The 23,811-nt window shown below is 67.1% G+C and carries 19 protein-coding genes, 1 pseudogene and 1 riboswitch; of the genes and pseudogenes, 8 read left to right on the top strand and 12 right to left on the bottom strand.

Features of this window, described 5'->3' with window-relative positions:
* Positions 1 to 2 precede the first annotated feature (2 nt).
* The 4 genes from ABEA50_RS09025 to ABEA50_RS09010 form a co-directional block, all read right to left on the bottom strand.
* Positions 3 to 1,616: a tetratricopeptide repeat protein gene (locus tag ABEA50_RS09025; RefSeq protein WP_345494778.1), complete on the bottom strand. Its 1,614-nt coding sequence runs from the start codon at positions 1,614 to 1,616 to the stop codon at positions 3 to 5.
* Positions 1,613 to 2,704, bottom strand: coding sequence for a hypothetical protein (locus ABEA50_RS09020; protein WP_345494777.1), 1,092 nt, complete (start codon positions 2,702 to 2,704; stop codon positions 1,613 to 1,615). Before ABEA50_RS09020 ends, ABEA50_RS09025 begins: the two co-directional genes overlap by 4 nt.
* Positions 2,701 to 3,984, bottom strand: coding sequence for a serine/threonine-protein kinase (locus ABEA50_RS09015; RefSeq protein ID WP_345494776.1), 1,284 nt, complete (start codon positions 3,982 to 3,984; stop codon positions 2,701 to 2,703). Before ABEA50_RS09015 ends, ABEA50_RS09020 begins: the two co-directional genes overlap by 4 nt.
* Positions 3,985 to 4,228: 244 nt before the next feature.
* Positions 4,229 to 4,834: a TetR family transcriptional regulator gene (locus ABEA50_RS09010; RefSeq protein WP_345494775.1), complete on the bottom strand. Its 606-nt coding sequence runs from the start codon at positions 4,832 to 4,834 to the stop codon at positions 4,229 to 4,231.
* A gap of 93 nt (positions 4,835 to 4,927) precedes the next feature.
* On the opposite strand from ABEA50_RS09010, the gene ABEA50_RS09005 reads away from it, so the two are divergent.
* Positions 4,928 to 6,403 (top strand): MFS transporter, encoded by a 1,476-nt coding sequence (locus ABEA50_RS09005; protein ID WP_345494774.1) that lies wholly within the window; start codon positions 4,928 to 4,930, stop codon positions 6,401 to 6,403.
* Between the two features lie 616 nt (positions 6,404 to 7,019).
* Here the strand turns inward: ABEA50_RS09005 and ABEA50_RS09000 are convergent.
* The gene (locus tag ABEA50_RS09000) at positions 7,020 to 9,197 is read right to left on the bottom strand and encodes a malate synthase G (RefSeq protein ID WP_345494773.1); all 2,178 of its coding nucleotides are present in this window, start codon (positions 9,195 to 9,197) and stop codon (positions 7,020 to 7,022) included.
* Positions 9,198 to 9,470: 273 nt separating this feature from the next.
* Between ABEA50_RS09000 and ABEA50_RS08995 the strand changes: the two genes are divergently transcribed.
* The 6 genes from ABEA50_RS08995 (at position 9,471) to ABEA50_RS08970 (ending at position 16,073) form a co-directional block, all read left to right on the top strand.
* The gene (locus tag ABEA50_RS08995) at positions 9,471 to 10,520 is read left to right on the top strand and encodes a zinc-binding dehydrogenase (protein WP_345494772.1); all 1,050 of its coding nucleotides are present in this window, start codon (positions 9,471 to 9,473) and stop codon (positions 10,518 to 10,520) included.
* Entirely contained in the window at positions 10,517 to 11,161 is a 645-nt protein-coding gene (locus tag ABEA50_RS08990; protein WP_345494771.1) for a TetR/AcrR family transcriptional regulator, read from the top strand. The genes ABEA50_RS08995 and ABEA50_RS08990 overlap by 4 nt, the downstream gene beginning before the upstream one ends.
* A 2-nt stretch (positions 11,162 to 11,163) precedes the next feature.
* Positions 11,164 to 12,453 (top strand): acyl-CoA dehydrogenase family protein, encoded by a 1,290-nt coding sequence (locus ABEA50_RS08985; RefSeq protein WP_345494770.1) that lies wholly within the window; start codon positions 11,164 to 11,166, stop codon positions 12,451 to 12,453.
* Positions 12,454 to 13,409: 956 nt separating this feature from the next.
* Positions 13,410 to 13,961, top strand: coding sequence for an HNH endonuclease (locus ABEA50_RS08980; protein ID WP_345494769.1), 552 nt, complete (start codon positions 13,410 to 13,412; stop codon positions 13,959 to 13,961).
* Positions 13,962 to 13,988: 27 nt separating this feature from the next.
* Positions 13,989 to 14,279, top strand: a complete 291-nt coding sequence (locus ABEA50_RS08975) for a WhiB family transcriptional regulator (RefSeq protein ID WP_345494768.1) — start codon at positions 13,989 to 13,991, stop codon at positions 14,277 to 14,279.
* Positions 14,280 to 14,390: 111 nt separating this feature from the next.
* Complete coding sequence (locus ABEA50_RS08970) at positions 14,391 to 16,073, top strand: substrate-binding domain-containing protein (RefSeq protein ID WP_345494767.1); 1,683 nt, start codon at positions 14,391 to 14,393, stop codon at positions 16,071 to 16,073.
* On the opposite strand, the gene ABEA50_RS08965 is transcribed toward ABEA50_RS08970, so the two are convergent.
* Positions 16,051 to 16,401 carry a transposase gene (locus tag ABEA50_RS08965; protein ID WP_345494766.1) on the bottom strand — a complete coding sequence of 117 codons (351 nt, stop codon included), beginning with the start codon at positions 16,399 to 16,401 and terminating at the stop codon, positions 16,051 to 16,053. The genes ABEA50_RS08970 and ABEA50_RS08965 overlap by 23 nt on opposite strands.
* A gap of 273 nt (positions 16,402 to 16,674) precedes the next feature.
* On the opposite strand from ABEA50_RS08965, the pseudogene ABEA50_RS08960 reads away from it, so the two are divergent.
* Positions 16,675 to 16,840, top strand: a pseudogene (locus tag ABEA50_RS08960) (FAD-binding protein); the annotation flags it as partial.
* A 20-nt stretch (positions 16,841 to 16,860) separates the two neighbouring features.
* Here the strand turns inward: ABEA50_RS08960 and gcvP are convergent.
* The 6 genes from gcvP to gcvH all read right to left on the bottom strand — a co-directional run bounded on the left by gcvP (position 16,861) and on the right by gcvH (position 23,798).
* On the bottom strand, positions 16,861 to 19,677 hold the full coding sequence (gcvP, locus tag ABEA50_RS08955; protein ID WP_345494765.1) for an aminomethyl-transferring glycine dehydrogenase: 2,817 nt from the start codon (positions 19,675 to 19,677) through the stop codon (positions 16,861 to 16,863).
* A gap of 168 nt (positions 19,678 to 19,845) precedes the next feature.
* Positions 19,846 to 19,947: riboswitch (glycine riboswitch) on the bottom strand.
* 500 nt (positions 19,948 to 20,447) lie between these two features.
* Positions 20,448 to 21,005, bottom strand: coding sequence for a MerR family transcriptional regulator (locus ABEA50_RS08950; protein WP_345494764.1), 558 nt, complete (start codon positions 21,003 to 21,005; stop codon positions 20,448 to 20,450).
* A gap of 204 nt (positions 21,006 to 21,209) precedes the next feature.
* The gene (locus ABEA50_RS08945) at positions 21,210 to 21,683 is read right to left on the bottom strand and encodes a bifunctional nuclease family protein (RefSeq protein WP_345494763.1); all 474 of its coding nucleotides are present in this window, start codon (positions 21,681 to 21,683) and stop codon (positions 21,210 to 21,212) included.
* A 132-nt stretch (positions 21,684 to 21,815) separates the two neighbouring features.
* Positions 21,816 to 22,571 carry a transcriptional regulator FtsR gene (gene ftsR / locus ABEA50_RS08940; RefSeq protein ID WP_345494762.1) on the bottom strand — a complete coding sequence of 252 codons (756 nt, stop codon included), beginning with the start codon at positions 22,569 to 22,571 and terminating at the stop codon, positions 21,816 to 21,818.
* 170 nt (positions 22,572 to 22,741) lie between these two features.
* Positions 22,742 to 23,227, bottom strand: a complete 486-nt coding sequence (gene odhI / locus ABEA50_RS08935; RefSeq protein ID WP_345494761.1) for an oxoglutarate dehydrogenase inhibitor Odhl — start codon at positions 23,225 to 23,227, stop codon at positions 22,742 to 22,744.
* A gap of 172 nt (positions 23,228 to 23,399) precedes the next feature.
* The gene (gene gcvH, locus ABEA50_RS08930; RefSeq protein WP_345494760.1) at positions 23,400 to 23,798 is read right to left on the bottom strand and encodes a glycine cleavage system protein GcvH; all 399 of its coding nucleotides are present in this window, start codon (positions 23,796 to 23,798) and stop codon (positions 23,400 to 23,402) included.
* Between the last annotated feature and the right edge of the window lie 13 nt (positions 23,799 to 23,811).

The following is a 23,811-nucleotide window of genomic DNA, read 5'->3' as shown; positions in this document are numbered from 1 at the left end:
CATCACCACGCGTTGATCAGGTCGGAGGAACGGATCGCGAGGCGGTAGCGTCGCTCGGCCTCGGAAATCCACACCAGGAACTCGTCGCCGGCGTCCGGCACAGCGCGTACGCGCGGCGCCAGCGCGGGTGCTCCTGGCGCCGAACCCCCGAGCATCGCAATATCCACCGCTGTGCCGCCCGCAGCCGTCGCGACCTGCGTGTATTCCGTGTCGAAGGGAGAATCGGTCTGCGCGAGCACGGGCAGGTTCGCCATGTCGGCCGTCACGGCACCCGCATCGACCGAGGCCGAGGAGCAGACGAACTCCAAGAGTTCGACCGCGAGTCTGGTGTGCTGCAACGACGTGATCACCTGCAACGCGATCGAGAGCGCGACCGAGGCGACCCCGGTGACCCAACGCTCGCGAATGGGCCCGGGGGCGAACCGCTGGCGCATCGCATCCGTCGCGAGTGCGGCGGGAAGGGCAAGGTTCAGCGCACCCTCGAGGCACCGCTGCTTCTCGGATCGGCGGATCGCCACTCCGGCCGCGCCGTGGGCGACCGCGGCGCGACGAACGTCGATGCGGGCGACCTCATGCATTGTTCCCTGCGCCTCGCAGACTTCGCGGGCTCGTAAGTAGCAGCCGTCGGCGTCGGCGAAGCGCATCGCACTCGCGTTGATATCGCCGAGCAACAGATGAGTGGAGACCTGGGCGATCAGGTCGCCCTGGTCGGTGAAACCCGCGAGCGCCCGCTTCGCGGTCTTGCGTGCGGGCAGCAATTTGCCTCGGGCCAGCAACACCGCGGCGCGTCCGTAGCTGCACCCCGCTGCCCCGCGCGGATCTCCGCCCTGCACGTATCCCCGCTCGGCGGCGGCGAAGTGGGCCTCGGCACCGTCCACATCGCCCTGCTCCAGCAGCATGCGGGCGAGATTCTCATCGGCTCGCGCCGCCGACGCCGCATCGGTGGCCTGCAACTCGCGCGCGAGGCTCATCTGCTCATGGGCGAGTCGGCGGTCGCCTGTGCGGTGCGCGACGGAGGCCAGCCCGGAATAGGCGTACGAGGCGAGCCGGGGCTCATGATTCAGGGCGACGTCTCGCGCGATCATGAACTCGGCCGCAGCCTGCTCATACTGTTCGATGGAGAGGTAGGCGTTGCCGAGCGTGTTGTGCAAGTTGCATATCAGGAGTGGCGGAGTATTTTCATCGAATTCCGCCCCGGCCGCTGAAAGGTCGGCGATGCCCTCGGTGTCGCGCCCGACAAGCGCATAGGTCTGTGCACGGTTGATGATGGTGCCGATGCGCACGTCACCGGTCCGGCGCACCGAGCCGAGCTGGGCCTCGACCGCGAGGCACAGCTCTACGACCTCGTTCGCGAGCGAGATCGCCTCGTCGAGATCGCCCTTCGTCTCCGCGATCGCGGCGAGGTTCGAGAGGGCACGGGCGCGGATATCGAGACCGAACGCGTCCACGTCGTCGACCAGGGTCTCCTCGTAGATGCGTCGGGCGGCGGGTTCCGAGGCCGTCGGACCGCCCGCAGCCTGCGCGCGCGTCATCTCGACGAACATGGGCTCGACATGCTTCCAGCGGGTAGTGAGGCCGCCGGGGCCACGCAGACCGATCGGCTCGTCATCGATCATGGGCGCAGCGCCGCCGCTCGCTCGGCGAGCAGGATCGCGCATTCATGCCACGCGGTGTCACGTGCCTGGCCGAGCAGGATTTGCGCGGCGTCGATGAGCGCCGCGGCATCGACACGCCCGCCGCCGCCATACCCGCGCGAAGCGACCGTGAGCGTGCGCTTCTCGGGTCGCGTCAGGAGGATCGTCGCGGCCACCGGCGTGCGGCCCGCGAAACGCGAGGGCTCCGGCTCGAGGAGCAGGCCGACCTCGGCGAAACGCGCTTCGAGCGGGGCTGGATTACCGCGCTCGGCGGGGTGCACGGGCGCGCGAGCGACCGAGACCTCGAGCACGGTGTCGGCTCCCTCGCGGACCACGCTCCAGTGGCCTCGCGCCGCCGCGTCGACCGTGCCAGGCGCGAATGCCGAGAGATCGAGTGGCACAGCTCCCGAAGCGAGCGCATCCAGAGATCCGGCACCTGCTGTCGAGGCGTTCACAGTCGAGAGCGTTCCGGCGGCCAGCGCGTAATCCGGTTGGCTCGGCGCCGGGTCCGCTTCGGCAGCGCGGACACCATGATCCTCGGCCGCGGCTTCGACCCGTTCGACAAGCTCATCGAGAGACGATCGAATTTCCGTCGGAAGACTCGCGTCCACCCGCAGTCGACCTGCCGCGCGCAGCCCCTCCGCCAAGCTCGCGGCAGCGGCATTGTCGTCATCGAGCAGATGCTCGACATCGGCGAGTGCACACGCACGCTCGAGCGCGATGAGCCGCGGATCCAATGGCGGGATCGAGGCACGCACGGAAGCGGGCCACCATGCCCGCGCCCACCCGGCCCTTGCCGCGAGGCGGGCGGGCCCGGCCGCGGGACCCGGCGCCGGGAAGAACGCTTCGGTCTCGCCGGTGAGGGCCGGGGTGACCTCGGGACCGTAGATCTGCCATGCCCAGTCGAGGGCCAGGCCCGGATCCCAGACGAACGCCGCGGGGAGACCGTCGACGGCGCAGTCCCACACCAGCATTGCCCCTGCGGCCTCGAGCAGCGCCGTGCGTTCCTGGCGCTCGGGCGGGTTGCCGAGCACCAGCCCGTCCGCGGTGCGCGTCACTGTCGAAGTCATGGCGTACCTCCAACGGCCTTGCGCCAGATGGCCGCCTTCACCCTGTCTCGGCGGTCGAGAATCACCGAGCGCAGAGCGCCGTCGAGCAGCCCCCATGCCTCGGCGGCCGTCACGGGCTCGCCGCGCAATTCCCGCCCGTGCAAACGGACCCAGAGCCGCCGCATCACGGCTTCTCGCACATGCTGGGTCTCGGGGTTCGCATCGGCGAGGCGCAGAGCCCGATGGACGAAGGGCTCACGCAACCAGCGCGCGAGCATGCGCTTCGCCGCGTCGGTCGAGGCGGCGGACCTCCTGTTGTCGGCGCCCTCGCGTTCGACGGCTTCGTCGCCGGCGAAGGGAACAGTCGCGCGGGTCGCGGCGAGCAACAGCACGCGGCTCGCCTCCTCTGCGAGCTGCCAGCCTCCGGCCGAGCGGGCAATTTCCGCGCGCACCACAGCGGCTATCTCCTCGCCGCTGTCGGACACCGCGGCGAACGAGGCAAAAAGGCGCTCGAACACGGAGCGGTCGAACGGCGGGGGTAGCGTCGCCTTCGAGGCGTTCATGCCTGGCTCGGGTGGTGTCGGCCGGTCTCGGTCGGTGAGGCCGAGCCGGTGCGCGGCCCCGGCTGCCTCGAGTTCGGATGTGCTCGCCGACCCGCTGCGCTTCGCTACGAGCGCATCGAATTCCTCGACGGCGCCGTTCTCGGCGCAGGCATCGAGAAAGCGGACGAGGATGTCGTGCGGCACATCTCCCCCACCACGGTCAGCAGCCGGCCAGGCGAGATCGATGGCACGCCGCAGCTCGTCGGCGACCCACGGATCGGTGACGTAGTCGCGCAGTTCGGCGAGCGTCGGGCGGGAGCCATCGTGGACTTCCGCGAGCACCCCCGCGGCCACGGCCTTCGCGTCGGCGCCCGGTGTGCCGCGCAGGTGGGCGAGTTCGTAGGCGACTTGGAAGTACAGGTCCTGCGGGTTGCCCGCGGTGATGCCTGCTTGTCTGCGCGCCCGTTTGATCAGCGTGAACCAGGCTGCCGCGTCGGCGATTCGGTCCCCTGCTGCGACAAGGAGCCCGCGCAGCTCGGCCGCAGCCTCGACCGAAAGCAGCGCGCCGGACAAATGCGGGTTGAGCGCCGGCCTGATGACGAGCGGATCGAGGATCAGCTTGACCGTACGGGCGAGTGGCATCCCACAACGCCCCGTAAACGGTTCGACACCCGAGAGTTCCGACCAGATATCCGCGATCACGCGACTCCGGGGCACGTCCCGCTCGGTGACTCGGGGGGACGGTGCGGTGCTGCTCACCTCTCGGAGTTTAGCCTGGGCCAGGAGACATCTTCCCGCCCACAAGACCCGGTCTCGTCCCGCAAGGAGCGCCGCGAACCCGGGTGGTGCACCACTCTGGAGACGATGTCGGCAGTCAGGCCCAACCTGACGTCTGCATAGGCTTTGCCAGCCTGATCCTCGTCACGATCAACGCGCTTTCTGGCGACTGCGACGTCAGGGCGTCATGGACCAGCCCCAAAGCGGCCGACCATGCCGCCGGGGCTCAGCCGAGCTTCGTCGTCGCGACGTCACCGAGCGCCGTGAAGTAGGCGTCGAGCAGGGGGCGCAGCTTCGAGTCGGGCGTGCGGGCCCACTCCTGCCAGGCGAGGTCGGCGGCGGCAACGCCAGCGGCGGCGAGGGCGCGGGCAGCGCGGTCGTCGCCGAGACGCTCGCGCAGCACGTCGGCGACGGCCGACTGCTCGCCGCGCCGTTGGGAGGCCAGGTGTCCCTTGAGCGCGGGCACGTCGGTGATCATGCGGATGCGCGCCCGCAGCGGGTCTCCGCGCGTCTCGGCTGTGTCGATCATCGGCTCGGCGGCCGTGCGCATGATCGCCCATACGGTCGTGCCGGGCTCGGCCGCGTCGGCGGTCTCGGCGACGCGCTGCGCGAAGGTGCCGTCGCGTGCGGCGGAGCTGCGTGCGGCGGAGACCACCGCATCCTCTTTCGAGGCGAAATAACGGAAGAAGGTCGCGCGCGAGACGCCGATGCCATGTGCGATCTCGTCTGCGGTGACCTGGTCGAAGCCGTGCTCGGCGCAGAAGGTGGCCGCGGCATCCGCGAACTCGGCGCGCAGAACCTCGCGGCTGCGAGCACGCACCTCGTTGGACATGACTCGAGTCTATGCAATGATACTCTGTCTACACAATGAGACTCAGTCTCATAACCGAGCCGATCACGACCAGAAGAGACGGATGAACGACCGATGACCCAGACCCAGGGCACCCTGGCCTCCACTGAAGGCGGCGGATCGAACGGATCCGAAAGTGCGAGCACGAGCCAACCCGGCGCGGGGACGATCATTGCCGTGCTCGCCTTCGCGGGCCTCGGGGCGTCGTTCATGCAGACGATCCTCATTCCGATCCAGGGCGAGCTGCCGCAGCTGCTGAACACCACCAGCGACAACACCGCGTGGGTGATCACCGCGACCCTGGTGGCTGCCGCGATCTGCACGCCCGTCGCAGGAAGGCTCGGCGATATGTTCGGCAAGCGCCGGATCGCCATGGCGCTGCTGCTGCTGCAGGCGGTCGGCACGATCCTCGCCGCGCTCTCGGATGATGTGGTGACCATGATCATCGCGCGGGTATTGCAGGGAATGGTTGCCGGCGTCATCCCGTTGGGCATCTCGATCCTGCGCGACGTGCTGCCGCCGCAGCGACTCGGTTCGGGCATCGCTCTCGTCAGTGCGACGCTCGGCATCGGCGGCGCGCTCGGTCTGCCGCTCAGCGCGGTCGTGGCCGAGAACTTCGACTGGCACGCGCTGTTCTGGGTGGCGGCCGGGATCGCTGTACTCGCCTTCATCGCCTACGCGGTCTTCGTACCTTCGAGCACGCAACGCTCACCCGGACGCATCGACATCGTCGGCATCATCGGGCTCGCGCTCGGGCTCGTCGGCGTGCTGGTCGCCGTGTCGCGCGGCGGCGAGTGGGGATGGCGGGATGCGCGGACCCTGACACTTCTGCTCGGCGGCGTGGTCGTGCTGTTGATCTGGGGCGTGATCGAGTTGCGCGTGCAGGATCCGCTCATCAACCTGCGGGTCAGTGCGCGTGGACCGGTCCTGCTCACCAACCTCGCTTCGGTCGCAATGGGCTTCGCGCTCTTCGCGTCGACCGTGGTGCTTCCGCAGTTGCTCGTGCTACCGCGGGCGACTGGCATCGGGCTGGGGCTGACGCTCACGGTCGCGGCGTTCATCCTCGCGCCCTCGGGCCTGGCGATGATGGCCTTGTCGCCCGTCGCCGGCAAGGTCGCGCGGCGCTGGGGCGCGAAGCCGCTGCTCATCATCGGCGCCGTGGTGCTCGCCCTCGCCTACGGGCTCGCATTGATTTTCCACGCCGAGGCGTGGCAGATTCTCGTCGTCAATGTCGTGCTCGGCGCGGGAGTCGGTCTTGGCTACGCGGCGATGCCCGCGCTCATCATGCAGGCCGTGCCGGCGAACGAGACCGGGGCGGCCAACGGGCTCAACGCGCTCATGCGCTCGCTCGGCACGAGCATCGCCGCGGCCGCTACCGGCGCGATCCTCGCTCAGTCCATCACGACGGTCGGCGGCGTGACCGGACCGAGCGAGGGCGGCTTCCTGCTCACACTCATGCTCGGGCTCGGTGCGGCCATAGTCTGCGTGATCGTCGCGGCGTTCATCCCGCGTCCACGTGCGGATCAAGAGGGCGCGATCGAGCTCCCGTGATCTGGCAGCACTGAGCTGACAGGCTGGGCTGACCGCTCGGGACCCGAGCGGTCAGCCCACCGATCCGAAGGCCAAGTCGTGCTCGACAACTCGGCAAGCGGGTCGGGCAGGCCAGCAATGGTCTGGTCTTGTTGCATGTACTGCTCCAGTATCGAGAGCTGTCGGACCCCGGAACCAGGCAGCACCCAATCACGAAGATGGCCAGAGATAGCTGTCACGAAAATTCGTCAGCTCGACGGCGCGACGGCACGCCGGAAGCACATAATCGGTGAGTTGCGCGGCAGTGCCGGTCGCGGAAGTGGTTGACGCTCGGACCTCATTCCGGCGGTGGACCACTGACGCGGTGGCCGATCCACGGTATCTGAGCGACGCACCATCGGCCGCCCACCAAAATCTCACACCTTCGCATACTCATCAAGGGTTGCGGCAGCCATCGGCGCTGGTAGAGCATCGCTTTCTGACACCGACTACCTTCCGCGTGTGACCGTTGTGAGCGTGACGGGCCGGGATCCACCTGATCTCCGGTGAATACAGAGGCCCCTCACCTGGTGGTCCAGGCGAGGGGCCTCATTTCGAAAAGAGCTGTCCGAAGCTACTTTTCAATCACTGAACAGCACTACTTCTGCGCGGCCTTCGCCTCGCGGCGACGGCGGTGCAGGATCGGCTCGGTGTAGCCGTTGGGCTGCTTGGCGCCCTCGAGGATCAGCTCCTTGGCCGCCTGGAAGGCGATGTTGTCGGCGAAGTTCGGTGCCAGCGGACGGTAGTTCGCGTCACCGGCGTTCTGCCGGTCCACCACGGGTGCCATCCGCTCCAGGCTCGCCACGATCTCGTCGGCGCCGACGATGCCGTGGCGCAGCCAGTTCGCCATCAGCTGGCTCGAGATCCGCAGCGTCGCACGATCTTCCATCAGCGCCACGTCCTTGATGTCGGGCACCTTGGAGCAGCCGACACCGTGGTCGATCCAGCGGACCACGTAGCCGAGGATGGACTGCGAGTTGTTGTCCAACTCCTGCTTCTTGTCCTCCTCCGACCAGTTCGTGTCCGCGGCCAGCGGGATTTCCAGCACCTGGTCGACGCTCGCGCGCGCGCCACCCTTGGCGATCTCCTGCTGCCGCTCGAACACATCCACCTGGTGGTAGTGCGTGACGTGCAGCGTCGCCGCGGTCGGCGAGGGCACCCACGCGGTGGTGGCGCCCGCGCGCGGGTGGCCGATCTTCTGCTCGAGCATGTCGTGCATCAGATCGGGCATCGCCCACATGCCCTTACCGATCTGCGCCTTGCCGGGCAAGCCGGTGGCGATACCGGTGTCGACATTGAGGTCCTCGTAGGACTTGATCCACTGCTGCGCCTTCATCTCGGCCTTGCGGATCATCGGTCCGGCCACCATGGAGGTGTGGATCTCGTCGCCGGTGCGGTCGAGGAAGCCGGTGTTGATGAACACCACGCGCTCGGCGGCGGCGGCGATACAGGCGGCGAGGTTGACGGTGGTGCGTCGCTCCTCGTCCATGATGCCGACCTTGAGCGTGTTGCGCGGCACGCCGATCACGTCTTCGACGCGTGCGAACAGCTCGTCGGTGAACGCGACCTCGTCGGGGCCGTGCATCTTCGGCTTCACGATGTACACCGAGCCGGTGCGGCTGTTGCTCAACTTGTTGTCGCCGTTGACGCTGTGCTTGGCGACCAGCGAGGTGATCAGGCCGTCGAGGATGCCCTCGGGAACCTCGTTGCCCTGTGCGTCGAGGATCGCGTCGGAGGTCATCAGGTGACCGACGTTGCGCACGAACAGCAGCGAACGGCCGTGCAGCACGAGTTCACCGCCGTCGGGGGTGGTGTAGGTGCGGTCGGGGCGCATGGTGCGGGTGAAGGTCTTCTCCCCCTTGCGCACTTCCTCCGCGAGATCGCCCTTCATCAGGCCGAGCCAGTTGTGGTACCCGAGCACCTTGTCCTCGGCGTCCACCGCGGCGACGGAGTCCTCGAAGTCGATGATCGTGGTGACCGCGGCCTCCAGCACGACGTCTTTGACGCCCGCGGTGTCGGTGCTGCCGATCGGCGATTCGGGATCGATCTGGATCTCGATGTGCAAACCGTTGTTGCGCAACAGGACCGACGTCGGCGACGCGGGGTCACCGATGTAACCGACGAGCGCGGACGGATCGGCGAGGCCGATCTCGGTGCCGTCCTCCAGGCCGACCTCCAGCTCGCCGTCGACGATCTTGTAGGAGGTCGAGCCGATGTGCGAGCCGGTGATCAGCGTCGCGGCGTCGTCGAGGAAGTTGCGCGCCCACTCGATGACCTTGTCGCCGCGCACCCGGTTGTACCCGGTGCCCTTCTCGGCGCCATTGTCCTCGGAGATCGCGTCGGTGCCATAGAGGGCGTCGTAGAGCGAGCCCCAGCGTGCGTTCGCGGCGTTGATCGCGAAGCGGGCGTTGCTCACCGGGACGACGAGCTGCGGACCGGCCGTCTCGCTGATCTCGGTGTCGACGTTCGCGGTGGTGATCTGGAAATCGGCGGGCGCGGGGCGCAGGTAGCCGACTTCGGTGAGGAACTTCTTGTAGGCGGCCTTGTCGTAGTCGACGCCGGGATGTTCGGCGTGCCACGCGTCGACCTTGCCCTGGATCTCGTCGCGTTCGGCCAGCAGGGCACGGTTGCGCGGCGCGAGGTCGTTGATGATCCCCTCGGCTCCTGCCCAGAACGCGGCGGAATCCACGCCGGTCCCCGGCAACGCCTGGTTCTCGACGAACTCGTGGAGAACGCTGGCCACCTGGAGCCCGCCGACCTGAATCCGCTCTGTCATCTACTGCCTCAATTCATGAGAAAGCCGGGTGAAAAGACGCGTCCATGTTACCCATCGGTAGCGGAGTAACCGCTCGTCGGGTCGACACGCCGTTTCGTCGATTGCCTTGCACGGCGCGACGATCGTGAACTGGTCGATCAGTCGGCGCGTCGTTCGTTGTCGGCGGTCGGCCGGACATCGTCCTTGATTGTATCGACAGGAGGAATTAATGTACTGATCGGAACATTATCGACCGACGCCCACCGGCTCGTGTGCCGGACCGGAAGGCAGCCTGTGCGCGCACTGACCTACGACGGACCGAAGCGGATCGGGTATTCCGAGGTTCCCGATCCGGTGCTCACCGGACCCGAAGGCGCGATCGTCCGCGTCACCGCCACCGGTATCTGCGGCAGCGACCTACATATCTACGGTGGCCACGGCTTCTCCGAGCGGCTCGGCTACAGCGTCGGCCACGAGGCGGTCGGCGAAATCGTCGAACTCGGTAGCGCCGTCGAAGATTTCACTGTGGGCCAGCGCGTTCTCGTGCCCGCCTCCGTGGGATGCGGGCACTGCACACCGTGCGGCACGGGCCTGGTCGCGGCCTGCGTGCGCGCACCCAAGCCGATCGACGCCTGTTACGGCCTCGGCGGATCGCTCCCCGGCGCGCAAGCCCAGCTACTCGCCGTCACGAACGTCGCGGGGAACCTGATCCCACTGCCCGACAGCGTGAGCGACGAAGCCGCCGTGATCCTCACCGACAACGCCCCCACCGCCTGGTACGGCGCCCGCCGCGCCAGAATCGCACCCGGGGAGACGGTCGCGGTGATCGGCCTCGGCCCGGTCGGCCTGATGGCAGTGCAGGCCGCCTTCCTCATGGGGGCCGCGCGCGTGTTCGCCGTCGACCTCGTACCCGAACGCCGTGCCATCGCCACCGCGTTGGGCGCGGAAGCCATCGACTCCGACGACCCGAAATCCGTGCTGCGCGAACTGCCAGGCGGCGGCGCCGATGTGGCGATCGAGGCCGTCGGCGCCGACGCCACCGTCAAACTGGCGATCAGCGCCGTCGGCCACCGAGGACGGGTCACTGTCGTTGGCGTCAATCAGAATCGCGCCTACCCGTTCCCTATGCCCGTCGCCCAGGTAAAGGAGCTCGAATTCCACATCGGGCTCTGCTCGATCCAATACGAGCTGCCCGCACTGCTCGCACTCACCGCCGCGGGCCGCCTGCGACCCGAAGTCATTGTCTCGCACCGGCTCCCGATGTCCGAAGGCGCACGCGCCTACCAACTGTTCGCCGAGCGCGGCGACGGCGTCAGCAAGATCGTGCTCGACCCCACCCGATGACCGGCACCGCACCAGCCCGCCGCCGCGGCCGCCCACCCGCCGCCGAGGCGCCGCCGGGCGACACCCGCGACCGAATCCTGCGCGCCGCGATCGACCTGTTCGCCGAACAGGGATTCCACGGCACCGGGGTGGCGGAGATCGGGGCGCGCGCCGACGTGCAACGGGGCGCGTTGTATTACCACATCGGCTCAAAAGAGGAGCTGCTGTGGTTGATCCTGCGCGACTACACCGCGCTCATGCTCACCGCGGCCGAACACATCGTCGAGACCGACGACCCGCCGGTCGCCAAGCTGCGCAGGCTGATTCGCAGCCACGTGCGTTTGATCATCGACCATCAACGAGAGGTCGCCATCCAGCTGCGTGATGTCGGCGCGCTCGCCGGTGCGCGCGGTGCCGAATTGCAGACACTGCGTGATCGCATCCAACACTGCTGGCAACGCGTCATCGATGACGGCCAGCGCTCGGGTGCGCTGCGCAGCGCCGACCACGTGGTGACCAACGGAATCCTCGGCATGCTCAACACCGTCGCGTTCTGGTACCGACCACACGGCGACCGCTCCCCCGCGCAGATCGCCGACCTGCTCGCCACCACCCTCCTCGACGGCATCAGCACCACCACCGACCCGCATACGAAAGGCTGACCATGGCGTGGGATTTCGAGACCGACCCGGAGTACCAGAAGAAATTGGACTGGGCAGCGGAGTTCGTCCGCACCGAGGTGGAGCCGCTGGATCTGCTCTACCCCAACCCCTACGACCGCGCCGACGCGGACGCAATGGCCCTGATGGGCCCGCTGAAGCAGCAGGTGAAGGACAAGGGGCTCTGGGCCTGCCACCTCGGCCCCGAACTCGGCGGACCCGGCTTCGGCCAGATGAAGCTCGCGCTGCTCAACGAGGTACTCGGTACATCCGTCTGGGCGCCATCGGTATTCGGTTGCCAGGCACCGGATTCCGGAAACGCCGAGATCCTCGCCCACTACGGCACCGAGGAGCAGAAACAGCGCTACCTCGCGCCGCTGCTCGCCGGTGACATCGGCTCCTGCTATGTGATGACCGAACCCACCGGCGGCTCCGACCCGACGCAGTTCCGGAGCCTCGCGGTGCGCGACGGCGACGACTGGGTGATCAACGGCGAGAAGTGGTTCAACTCCAACGCCAAGCACGCCAGCTTCCACATCGTGATGGTGGTGACCAACCCCGATGTCAGCCCCTACCAGGGCATGTCGATGTTCATCGTGCCCGCCGACGCGCCCGGCCTCGAACTGGTGAAGAACTTCCACGTTCCCGGTTTCAGCGAGAACGAAGGCCACCTACGCTTCACCGACGTCCGGGTGCCCGCCGACCATCTACTCGGCGCCGAAGGCCAGGGTTTCGTCGTGGCCCAGACCCGACTCGGTGGCGGTCGCGTCCACCACGCCATGCGCACGGTCGCCTTGGTACGCAAGGCCTTCGACCTGATGGCCGAGCGCGCCGTCTCCCGCCCCACCCGCAAGGGCACCCTGGCGAATTTCCAGATGACCCAGGAACGCATCGCCGACAGCTGGATCGAAATGGAACAGTTCCGCCTGTTGGTGCTGCGCACCGCGTGGCGCATCGACAAGGAACAGGACTACCGCAAGGTCCGCAAGGACATCGCCGCCATCAAGGTCGCCATGCCCAAGGTGATGCACGACATCGCCCAACGCGCCCTCCACCTGCACGGCGCCATCGGTGTCAGCTCGGATCTGCCCTTCGTCGACATGCTCAACTACGCCGAGGTCATGGGCCTGGCCGACGGGCCAACCGAGGTACACAAGATCACCCTGGCCAAGGAGGTCCTCGAGGACTACACGCCAGGCGACCCCGTGTATCCGAGCGCTTACCGGCCCGCTCTCCGCGAGCAAGCCCGAGACCTGGTAGCCCAACGCCTCGAACACATAGTCGGCAACCTCTGACCCACTTCCGGCGGTCATTGAACACCCACGACCCCAACATGATCCACCCCGTCTTGTGGACAGTCGGCCTGTGACCGGACAGTATCCCGAGCGAGCGGCTGCGGTCAGCCACCACCGCAGCCACCACCGCAGCCACCACCGCAGCCACTTCCACTACTGCAGCCGCCGCTACCTCCGCCTCGCCCACCGGCGCTCCAATTGCGCCGTCGCTGCGCTTTTCGCTGCTCGCGGAGGAAATATCGGCGTTGGACCTGTTGATAGCGCCGCTGTCGCTCAACGGGAGTGTGGCGCTCGCCCTGCCTGATCGCCAGCACGAGCAGTGCCACAGCGATGACGAACCAGAACGCGCTCACTCCCCCTGGCGTGACCACACCGAATACCGCGCTCAAAACTGCGCCGGTAACCAGGATTTTCTGCGTGCCGGACATGCTCGATCCCCCCGTGTCGGCCTCATTTAAAGTGTAGCCCGCGTACTGGCGCCCATAGGGGCTGCGCGTCATTTCGGCTGGGTATCGAAAGTCGTGCTTACAGCGCTCGCTTCGCACCCGCAGCGGGCCCCGCTCGGTCGAGACCACGTCGCTCATCACTCCGTACGCGCGCATCCAACCATTACCTCAGCAACCCCCACACCCACACCGTCCAGACCTCCCGACCCACCCAGCAATGCCCTGGCAAAAAACCACCAGACAACCCAACTCCCGCCGTGCCACCATGTTCTCACCAGGCCGCACCGCCGTCGCGGCCGTCGAGCACCGGAGAGGAGGGTGGCTGTGATCTGGACCGACTACACGAAAGTGTTTACGGCGCAACGGGAATCGACCGTTGCCGAGAAGCCTCGACCGACGTCGAGCATGTCGCTACGACAGATCCGCCGCCTCCAGCTCGACCACTGATCGGCCCACCACGGCCGCTCGTCCCCTTTCCTGCTCCGTTCTTCACGAAACATGGTGATTCCCATGACGTTCCGCCATGCCGCCGATCCGGTGGCCGTCACTGCCGACAACTGGATACACACCTCGGTGCTCGTGCTCAATGCCTCCTACGAGGCCTTGGACGAGATCGCGGCCGATCGTGCGGTGGTGCTGATCATCGGCGGTGCGGCCGAGGCGATCGCCGATCGGGAGTCGTATTTCGCCATACGGTCGACTCGAGTAGAAGTCCCCCTGCCCCAAACGATTCGGTTGCGCCGCTACGTCTACATCGAGCATGTGCCGCACGGCGGCGACCAATCGAGGGCGACGCTCGCGGGGGTGTTACGTCGCGACCGGCACCGGTGCGGCTACTGCGCGGGCTGGGCACGGACTGTCGACCACATCCGCCCTCGTAGTCGTGGCGGGCCGAATACCTGGGACAACCTCGTGGCCTGTTGCGTGGCATGCAATACCGCCAAGGCCGACCACACGCCGGAGGAGGTCGGCATGCGGTTGCTGTGGCAACCGAAAGCACCCACCCACCGCGCCAAGCAGCAACGCAAGATCTGGCGACAACTCGCCGCCGGTCACGCATGAACACCGATCCGAGAAAGGAGAAACGTCATGTCTGTTCACGCACTGCCCCTGCGCACCGGGAGCACCGCGACCGAGGACCACACGCTGGCCGAGTTGCTCCCGCTCTCGGACTCCCCGGTCTGGCACCGGGCAGCCTGTCGAGGTGACGCCGATCACGAAGCCTGGTTTCCCTACCCCTCACAGGACTTCGCGTACGCGCGCGAAATCTGCTCCGGCTGCCCGATCCGCGCGCAGTGCGGCGAATTCGCCGCTCGCACCGGGCAATCCGGCGTGTGGGGTGGGCGGGAGTTCGATCGCGGGCGCATGATCCGGCGCTGAACCGATCGTCGTCGTGCGTGGTCACGACGACGATCGCCGCGCATTGTGTCCCCACCCGGGGTGCCCGACTCGCCCGATCACCGCCGCGGCACTGACCATAGACTGTGCGCCGTGGGCACACATCGCAGCGGACAGAGTTCCCGTGGCGTCAGCAAAGGACCGGTTATCACAATAGCCGTCGTCGTCTTGCTGATCGCGGGAGTTGTCGCCTGGTTCCAACTTCGCTCCCAGTCGGCCGATCAGGATTCCGCGGCGGCCGCCGAGTGTGTTTCCGGACCGGCGACGCTCGCGGTGACCGTCGACCCGAGTATCGCCGACCAGGTCAGCACCCTCGCCGAACGCTACAACGCGACCAAACCACGCGTCCGCGACTACTGCGCGCAAGTCGCGGTCACCGCGCAGCCGTCCAGTGCGATCGTCGCCGCCTTCGTCAGCGGAAAGCCCTGGGACGACGCGGCACTCGGGCCACAACCCGCACTGTGGATTCCGGATTCGACGCGCTCGGTGGAGTCGATGCGGGTCCCCGGCCTGATCGAGGGGGCGCCGACACCGATCGCCACCAGCCCGATCATGCTCGGTGTCCCCGAGGATCTGCGTGCCGCACTCGACACCGCGAAGATCGGCTGGTCGGATCTGCCGCAGCTGCAACAGGGCACACTCGACGAGCTCGGCCTTTCCGGCTGGGGCGGCCTGCGCATGACGTTGCCCGACGGTGACGGCTCGTTGACCGCGGCCACTCAGGTGGGTTCGGCCGTCTCCGGTGCCGAACCGCTGGACGCCAAGGCCGCGCAATCCGGTCAGGTGATCGCCGCGATCTCCGGACTGGCCGCCGAGGCACCGGAGTCCGAGAACACCGATGCCGCCTTGGACACCATCGCCAATGCCAGGCAGCCACAGGGCGCCCCGATACACGCGGTGGCCGCCACCGAGCAGCAGATCGTGAGCCATCCCGGCGTCGCGATGTTCACCCCCGCCGGTCCGCAGGTGCTGGCCGATCACCCCGCCGCCCTGATGTCGGGACCGTGGGTGGATCGCACGCAGAACCTGATGGCCGGAATGTTCGCCGACTATCTGCGCGCGCCCGAGCAGACCGAGGAGTTCACCGACGCCGGGTTCGCCGCGCCCCCCGCCACCGCACCGGCGACACCGCCGAGGCAGGCGCTGGACAAGGTGCGCGCGACGCTCGCGAATCCGGTGCTCGGCGTGCGCTCGACCGTGCTCGTAGATGTCTCGTCGTCGATGGCGACCGCCGACGGGGCGACCACGCGCCTGACGAACACCGTGGCGGCGCTCGGCTCGACGCTGAGCGTCATGCCCCCGGATTTCGGGCTCGGCCTGTGGACGTTCGGCAAGAACCTCGACGGCAACACGCCGTATCAGGTGCAGGCGGCGACCGCGCCGCTCACCGACACCCAACGCAGCAAGATCACCACGGCACTGGGTTCGGTACACGCGGGCGAACTCCAGGCCGACCAGGTGTATCCCAGCCTGCTCGCGGCCGTGCGGGACGCGAGCAAGAACTACACGCCCGGTCTCACCAATTCGATCCTGGTGATCACCGACGGTCCCGAGGACGATTCCGCGCTCACCGGAGCGCAGCTCACCGATCAGGTCGCCGCGGCCATCACGCCCGAACATCCGATCCGGATCGACGTCGTCGTCATCGGCGCGGGCGGCGGTGCCCAAACATTGAAGGGCATCGCCGACCGCACCGCGGGCAGCTACACGGTGGTCCCCAGCACCGACGACATCGCGTTCGGTTCCGCGGTCGTCAAGGCGATGACGACACCGTAGCGACGCTCGTGGAATCGACGCTGACCTGCCAGTCGATCACCCCGGCAGCATCGGCCATGACCTGCAGCGATGTCACGATCGCGGCCCACGACCCGGCCCGCTGCCACCGCCGGAACAACCCATACACCGCTTGCCACGACCCGTATTCGGCGGGAACGTCACGCCACGGCGACCCGACCCGGCACCGCCACCGGATCCCGTCGATGAGCTGCCGTTTCGTCCACTTCGACGGGCGTCCCGCCTTCTTCCCGCAGGGCAGCAACGGTTCCAGCCGAGCCCATTGGGCATCGGTCAGGTCCGCTCGCCCCGCCACCGCTACGCTCGCCACGAGGTCTCCGGTGCTATTCAGATTCGCTTGGTCGCTAATCCGAAACCGGAGACCTCGCCTATATGCCAACGCGGGCAACAGCTTCGGCCGAACATACTCACGGGGTGGCACCGCTGCGCGGTGCCACCCCATCACTCACTTCGAGACAGAACCTAGTCGCGGGCACCCCCTGAACAGATCGCGGACGCCGTCGAGGAGCGCGGGAACGCTGGTCCCGTACTCACTCGACGACGCTCACCCGGAACGGGGAAACCGCGCCAAATCGCACCCTCGGGCCCGCTCGATACCGACCCCCATGACGCGGTACCGGTGACGGTGGGTGCGATGGGGACCAAGAGCGGTCAACGTACCGACGCCGACGGTCGTGTGCCGCATGTCGACGGGACGGTGTTGCCGGGGCTGTTCGCGGTAGGCCACGCGATGGTGGGTGTGGCCGGGCCGCGCCTACCGGCACACCGCTCACTCGGCGTAGGCCGACAACGGCGGGCACGAGCACACCAGATTGCGATCACCGTAGGCGCCGTCGATCCGCCGCACGCTCGGCCACACCTTCGCGCGTGCGTGACCGAGCCCGCGCGGATACACCGCGAGCTCGCGACTGTAGGGGTGCTCCCATTCCCGGACCAGGCTGGCCGCGGTGTGCGGCGCGCCGCGCAACGGGTTGTCGGTCACCGGCCACACGCCCGAGGCGACCTGATCGATCTCCTTGCGGATGGCGATCATCGCCGCGCAGAACTCGTCCAGTTCGGCGAGGTTCTCGCTCTCGGTCGGCTCCACCATCAGCGTGCCCGCGACCGGGAAACTCATCGTCGGCGCGTGGAATCCGTAGTCGGCCAATCGTTTCGCGACATCGTCGATGGTGACACCGGTCTGCTTGGTGATCCCACGCAGATCCAGGATGCACTCGTGGGCGACCATTCCGTGCTCACCGGTGTAGAGCACCGGGTAGTACTCGTCGAGCTTGCGCGCGATGTAGTTCGCCGACGCGATCGCCGTGAGCGTCGCCGCGCGCAGGCCCTCGGCGCCCATCATCCGGATGTAGGCCCAGGTGATCGGCAAGATCGAGGCGGAACCGTACTGCGCGGCCGAGACGGCGTGCGAGCCGGGTTCCAGCGGATCACCCGGCAGGTAGGCCGCGAGGTGTTCGCGCACCGCGACCGGACCGACGCCAGGACCGCCACCACCGTGCGGGATGCAGAAGGTCTTGTGCAGATTCAGGTGGCTGACATCGCCGCCGAAGCGCCCAGGTCGCGCCAGTCCCACCAGCGCGTTCAGGTTGGCGCCGTCCACGTACACCTGACCACCCGCATCATGCACCAGCGCGCACAGTTGCGCGATCTCGTGCTCGAACACACCGTGCGTGGAGGGGTAGGTGATCATGATGCAGGCCAGCCGGTCGGCGTGATCGGCGATCTTGGCGCGCAGGTCGTCGAGGTCGACGTCGCCGTTGTCTCGGCACTTGACCACCTCGACGCGCAATCCGGCCATGGCCGCCGAGGCCGCGTTGGTGCCGTGCGCGCTCGACGGGATCAGGCAGGTGTCCCTGCTCGTGTCGCCACGGTCCAGGTGGTAGCGGCGGATCGCGAGCAGACCGGCGTATTCGCCTTGGCTACCAGCATTGGGTTGCAGGCTCACGGAGTCGTAGCCGGTGATGGCGGTCAGCCAGCGCTCCAGGTCACCGATCAGCGCGAGTGTTCCCGGCGCGTCCTCGACCGGCGCGTACGGGTGTACGCGGGAGAAACCCGGCCAGGTGATCGCCGCCATCTCGGCGGTGGAGTTGAGTTTCATCGTGCAGGAACCGAGCGGAATCATGCTGCGGTCCAACGCGATGTCCTTGTCCGACAACGCACGCAGATAGCGCAGCATGGCGGTTTCGGTGTGGTAGCTGGTGAACGCGGGATGGGTGAGGAATTCCGATGCCCTGGTCTCGATCGTCGGCAGGGGCGCGGCTGAGGGCGCGGAAGGCTGTGCGGTACCGAAGGATTCGAGCACGCCCGCGACATGGGTCGACGTCGTCGCCTCATCGCACGCGATCCCGACATGGTCGGGGTCCACCTGACGCAGGTTGATGCCGCGCGACTTCGCCTTGGCCACCACGGCTTCCGCGTTGCCAGGCACCCGCACGAGCACCGTGTCGAAGAAGTTCTCGTGCACCACGGCCTCGCCGAGACCCGCGGCGAGCGCCGCGGCGTGTTCGTGTACCCGTCGCGCGATCGCACGCAATCCGTCGGCGCCGTGATAGCTGGCGTACATGGCGGCAAGGACGGCGAGCAATACCTGCGCGGTGCAGATATTCGAGGTCGCCTTCTCGCGCCGGATGTGCTGCTCGCGGGTCTGCAATGCGAGCCGGTAGGCCAGGTCGCCGTCGGCGTCCACGGAGACACCGACCAGTCGTCCCGGCAACTGGCGTGCGTGGGCGGTGCGCACCGCGAGGTAACCGGCGTGCGGACCGCCGAAACCCAGGGGCACGCCGAAGCGCTGCGTGGTGCCGAAACACACGTCGGCGCCCTGCTCCCCCGGCGGCGTGATCAGCGTGGCGGCCAACAGATCCAGGCCGGCCGCCACCAACGCGCCACGGTCGTGCGCGGCCGCGATCACCGGCGCCCAGTCCACAATGCGCCCCGAAGCGCCCGGCACCTGCACGATGACTCCGAAGAACTCCCCTCCGGGCAACCCGTCGGCGGCGAGGTCGGCCTCGACCAACTCGATGCCCAACGGCTCGGCCCTGGTCCGCAACACGGTTTTGGTTTGCGGAAACAGATCGACGTCCAGCACGAGCCTCGGCGACTTCGCCCGTCCCGCCCTGCGCATCAGGGTCATCGCCTCGGCGGCGGCGGTCGCCTCGTCGAGCATCGAAGCATTGGACACGTCGAGTCCGGTGAGGTCCGACACCATCGTCTGGAAGTTCAACAGCGCCTCCAACCGGCCCTGACTGATCTCCGGTTGGTACGGCGTATACGCGGTGTACCAGGCCGGGTTCTCCACCAGATTGCGCACCAGTACGGGCGGGGTGAGGGTGTCATAGTAGCCGAGACCGATCATCGAGGTCGCGACGGTGTTGGATTGCGCGAGTGCGGCGAGTTCGTCGAGCACTTCGTGTTCGGTTGCCGCCGACGGTAATTCGGCCGCGCCGGAGGTAGCGGGATCATCGAGGATGCCCGAGGGAAGTGCGCTGGTGGCCAGCTCGTCGAGCGAGGCGACGCCGACGACATCGAGGATGCGGGCGAGTTCGCCTCGGTCCGGTCCGATGTGTCGGTCGGCGAATGAGCGGGTCACGTCAACTCCAAGGGTAGGGCGGATCGACTGCGACGGGCTTCGTCGGTCGACGGGTACCTGCCCTCCCCCTCTGTCGTGGCGCCTGAGAGATTTCGGAAAACCCGGCCGTGGTCGAGTTCCCTTTCCCCATGGGCGGGCAGCCCGAAGCCACCGCTTTCCAGAGGCGCCGAAGCCCGCACGGTCCTTGGTGCCTGAGAGGTTGACGGGGAGGTGCTGCTCCTTCGGCGCCCGAACCCCTTCCGAGGCCCGGAACTCTCCCGCACGGCGGCGACGCAGCAGCTATTTTACCGTCACCCCACCACACCCGCCCAACCAGCGCGCGCATCCTGCCAACCCCACCCCGACCAGCGAATACGCCAGCCCCTCCCAGCTCCCCGGACCAGGAAATACCCCAAAGCCCCTAGCCCCGCCGGAGCCCTACCCCCCGGCCACTTCCCGACCGCAACCCCGACCAGGCAATACAGCAAAGCCGCCAGCCCACCCAGACGCAGCCCGAGCCCCAACAGGTAACACGCCACAGGCGCCAGCCCGGCCAGCCACTCCCCGACCCTCTAACCCAGGCCAGGCAGTACACCAAAGGCACTGGCCAGGCCAGCCCCAGCCCGCACCCGTAACATCCCAAAGGCGCCAGCCCACCGGAGCCACTTTCCGACGTCTAATCCGGACCAGGCAATACACCAACCCAGCGAGTCACCTCTCGAACCCCAACCCCGACCAGGCAATACGCCGAAGGCGTTGGCCAAACCAGGCAATACGCCGAAGGCGTTGGCCTAACCCGTTTTGCGGTTCATCCGCGCCTTGCGCCGGTAGGACAGTTCGTCCTCGGGGCGCTCGGAGATCGCCGCGGCACGCTCGGCGGGGAAGTTGGCGATGGCACCGGTGAGTTCGCGCATGGCGCCACTGACCGCGATGCCGAAGACGCCCTGTCCACCCTGCAGTAAATCGACGACTTCCTCGGCCGAGGTGCACTCGTAGACCGATGTGCCGTCGGAGAACAGGGTGATTCCCGCCAGATCCTGCACACCGCGACTGCGTAGATGGTCGACGGCGATACGAATGTTCTGCAGCGAGATACCCGCGTCGAGCAGCCGCTTCACGATCTTCAGGACCAGGATGTCCTTGAACGAGTACAGGCGCTGGCTCCCCGAGCCCGCCGCACTGCGAATGGACGGCACCACCAGCCCCGTCCTGGCCCAATAGTCCAGCTGCCGATAGGTGATCCCAGCCACCTGGCAGGCGCTCGGCACCCGGTAACCGACCAAATCGTCAGGTACCGAGTCGTCCGGGAACAGGCCGGGCTGTACCACATTCTGCGATTGCTCTGCCACTGACCACTCCCTTGCCTCGCCGACGCATTCTCAGCCTCATCAATGACCCGGCTCCGAACCGACCGACTTGCTGCTGATCCGGCCGAAACGGACGCGATCCGACTGTCGAGATTACTCCCCTTGATTGTCGCGGTCATGGCATCGTCGAGCCAAACGCGACGCGCGGTAAAACCCTCGACCTCTAGTTCAGGGCGGTACGGCCGGTCAGCTGTCGGTGGCCTTGAAATCGTCGGGTGAGACCGATTCGAGAAATTCCTTGAACTTCTCCACCTCGTCCTCGCGCTCGTCCGGCATCACGAGGCCCGCCTCTTCCAGCACCGGCTCCTCGGCATAGATCGGGCAGCCGACGCGCAAGGCGATCGCCACCGAATCCGAGGGTCGCGCGGAAATGCGCACGTCGTTGTCGAACACCAGGTCCGCGTAGAAGGTGCCCTCTTGAAGATCGACGATCCTGACCTCTTTGAGCGTGTGCCCGAGGTCGGTGATCATGATCTTGATGAGGTCGTGGGTCAACGGCCGAATCGGCGTGACCCCTTCCTGTACGAACGCGATCGCTGTCGCCTCGGATTGGCCGATCCAGATCGGCAGATACCGATCCCCCGACGCCTCGCAGAGCAGCAGCACGGGCTGGTTCTGTGGTTGTTCGACACGGATGCCGATCACACGCATTTCGCTCATCGCACTGCCTCCCATATTCGCCGACGGCTCGAACCGACTACCGCAGAGCACGCCGTAACACGAGTCTAGGCGAACGTCGCCGCTACTCGCGATGCACAGCCACCGCCGAAATCGGCGTGTTGGATCAACAAGTCAGCCACCGAGCGACGAACGCACCGACGACTTCACCAAACAGGTATGCAAGGTCAACGACAGCGCCGCCAATTCGCGCACGGTCTCGTCGGCGCGTGCACGCGCACCGGCGTCCCTGCTCTTGGCGATCGGGGCCGCGATCTGCGCGATCAGTGCGGCCTCCCGGTCCGCCGCGAGCTTGAACGCGCGCAGATGCCGTGCCTCCAAGCCGAATTCGGCCATGGCACTGGCGGTTTTGGCGAGCGTCACATCCTCGGCGTCGAAGAATCCCGCGGCGCCGGGTGTGATCAGATTGGCACGGATCAGATCGACGAGGAACTTCTCATCGATCCCGGCCTGGGTGAGTAGATCGGCACGGGTCAGCCGAATCTCGTGGTCGAACCGCAGATCATCCGGTGAGATCTCGGTGGGCACGACGCCGAGCCTACGGGGCGCATTCACTTGCCGCGCGCCGGAATCCGCGGAGGACTGCCCCGGGCCGTCGGCCTTCGCGCGGGCCTCACGCACGCCGAGGGTCGCCGCACCGCTGTCGATCGCTTCGAGTTGTTCCTTGATCACCTTCAGCGGCAGGTACTGATCGCGTTGCGCGGTCAGCACGAATCGCAGACGTTCACAGTCGGCGATCGAGAACCTGCGATACCCCGATGGGGTGCGCTCGGGGCGGATCAACCCCTCGGCTTCGAGAAACCGGATCTTCGAGATGGTGACATCGGGAAAATCCGGGCGCAGCAGATCGAGCACGGAGCCGATCGACATGCCTCCCCGCGCCCACTGCGCTGCGCCTGTCACAGCGCCGAGCCGATCACGAAACACAATCCTTCACACTACCGAGTCCTTCACGAACACCGGACTCCCCATGAGCCACAGCACAATTCGGCCACCGAGCCCCTCGCGACACTCCGCGAACGGGCTCGGCGCCGACCTGCTCACAGGCTTCCGGCACCCGAGGACGAATCCGACGCCTCGGCACGAGGACCGGTGAGGAACACCAGACGGAACTTGCCGATCTGCACCTCGTCGCCGTTCTGCAGCTCGGAGGAATCCACGGGCTCCCGGTTCACGTAGGTGCCGTTCAGGCTGCCCACATCGACGACCTGGAACGCGTCGTCGTCCTGCCGGAATTCGGCGTGCCGACGGCTGACGGTGACATCGTCGAGAAAGATATCGCTGTCCGGGTGACGACCCGCAGTCGTCGTCTGCTGATCCAGCAGAAACCGCGAGCCCGCATTCGGCCCACGCTTCACAACCAGGAGAGCCGCACCCACGGGCAGGCCCTCGACCCCTTGGACCGGCTGCTCGCCGGCCGGCTCTGCGGAGCGCGACGCGTCGACCTCGTTGAGGAAATCCGCGCGGAAGACCGACGTCGTCTCGGCCGCGGTCTCCCCGTAACCCGGGTCTTTGTTCTCGCTCACCGTTTCTCTCCTCCTCGAACCTGATTATTCCTACAAGCAGGTGAGGTGCTCGTGGCACCACGACCCTGCCGTCGAGTCCAAAAGATTCCCGGCACAACCCACCGGGGCATCTGTTGGCATTGACCGTACCCTGCCAGGGCGTGCCCGTGCAGGTAGAACTGGGAAGGCTGAATCAGCCCTCGATAACTCCTTGGTAACCTGCCGCATCCAGCAGTTCGGCGAGGGTCGCGTCGAGCGCCGCGGCGTCCTCGACCGCCAACTCGAACAGCCAGCCTTCGCCGTAGGGATCGGCGTTCAGCGTCTCCGGCTCGCTCACCAATTTCTCGTTGACCGCAATGATTTTCGCGGTCAACGGAACGTAGATGTCGGAAACGCTCTTGGTCGATTCGACCTCGGCGACGGACTCGCCGGACTCGACGCTTCGGTCGACCTCCGGGAGGCTGACGTAGACAACGTCACCGAGTTGAGACTGCGCGTAATCGGTGATGCCGACCCGCACACTGGTAGGCCCGATGCGGCGCACCCACTCGTGCTCAACGGTGTAGCGCAGATCGTCGGGAAGCTGGGTCACGCGCCATCCTTTC

The sequence above is a fragment of the Nocardia callitridis genome (assembly GCF_039543305.1).
In the GTDB taxonomy this organism is placed as follows: Bacteria; Actinomycetota; Actinomycetes; order Mycobacteriales; family Mycobacteriaceae; genus Nocardia; species Nocardia callitridis.
Note: the sequence above shows the minus strand (reverse complement) of the source record. Positions and strands in the feature narration are given on the sequence as shown.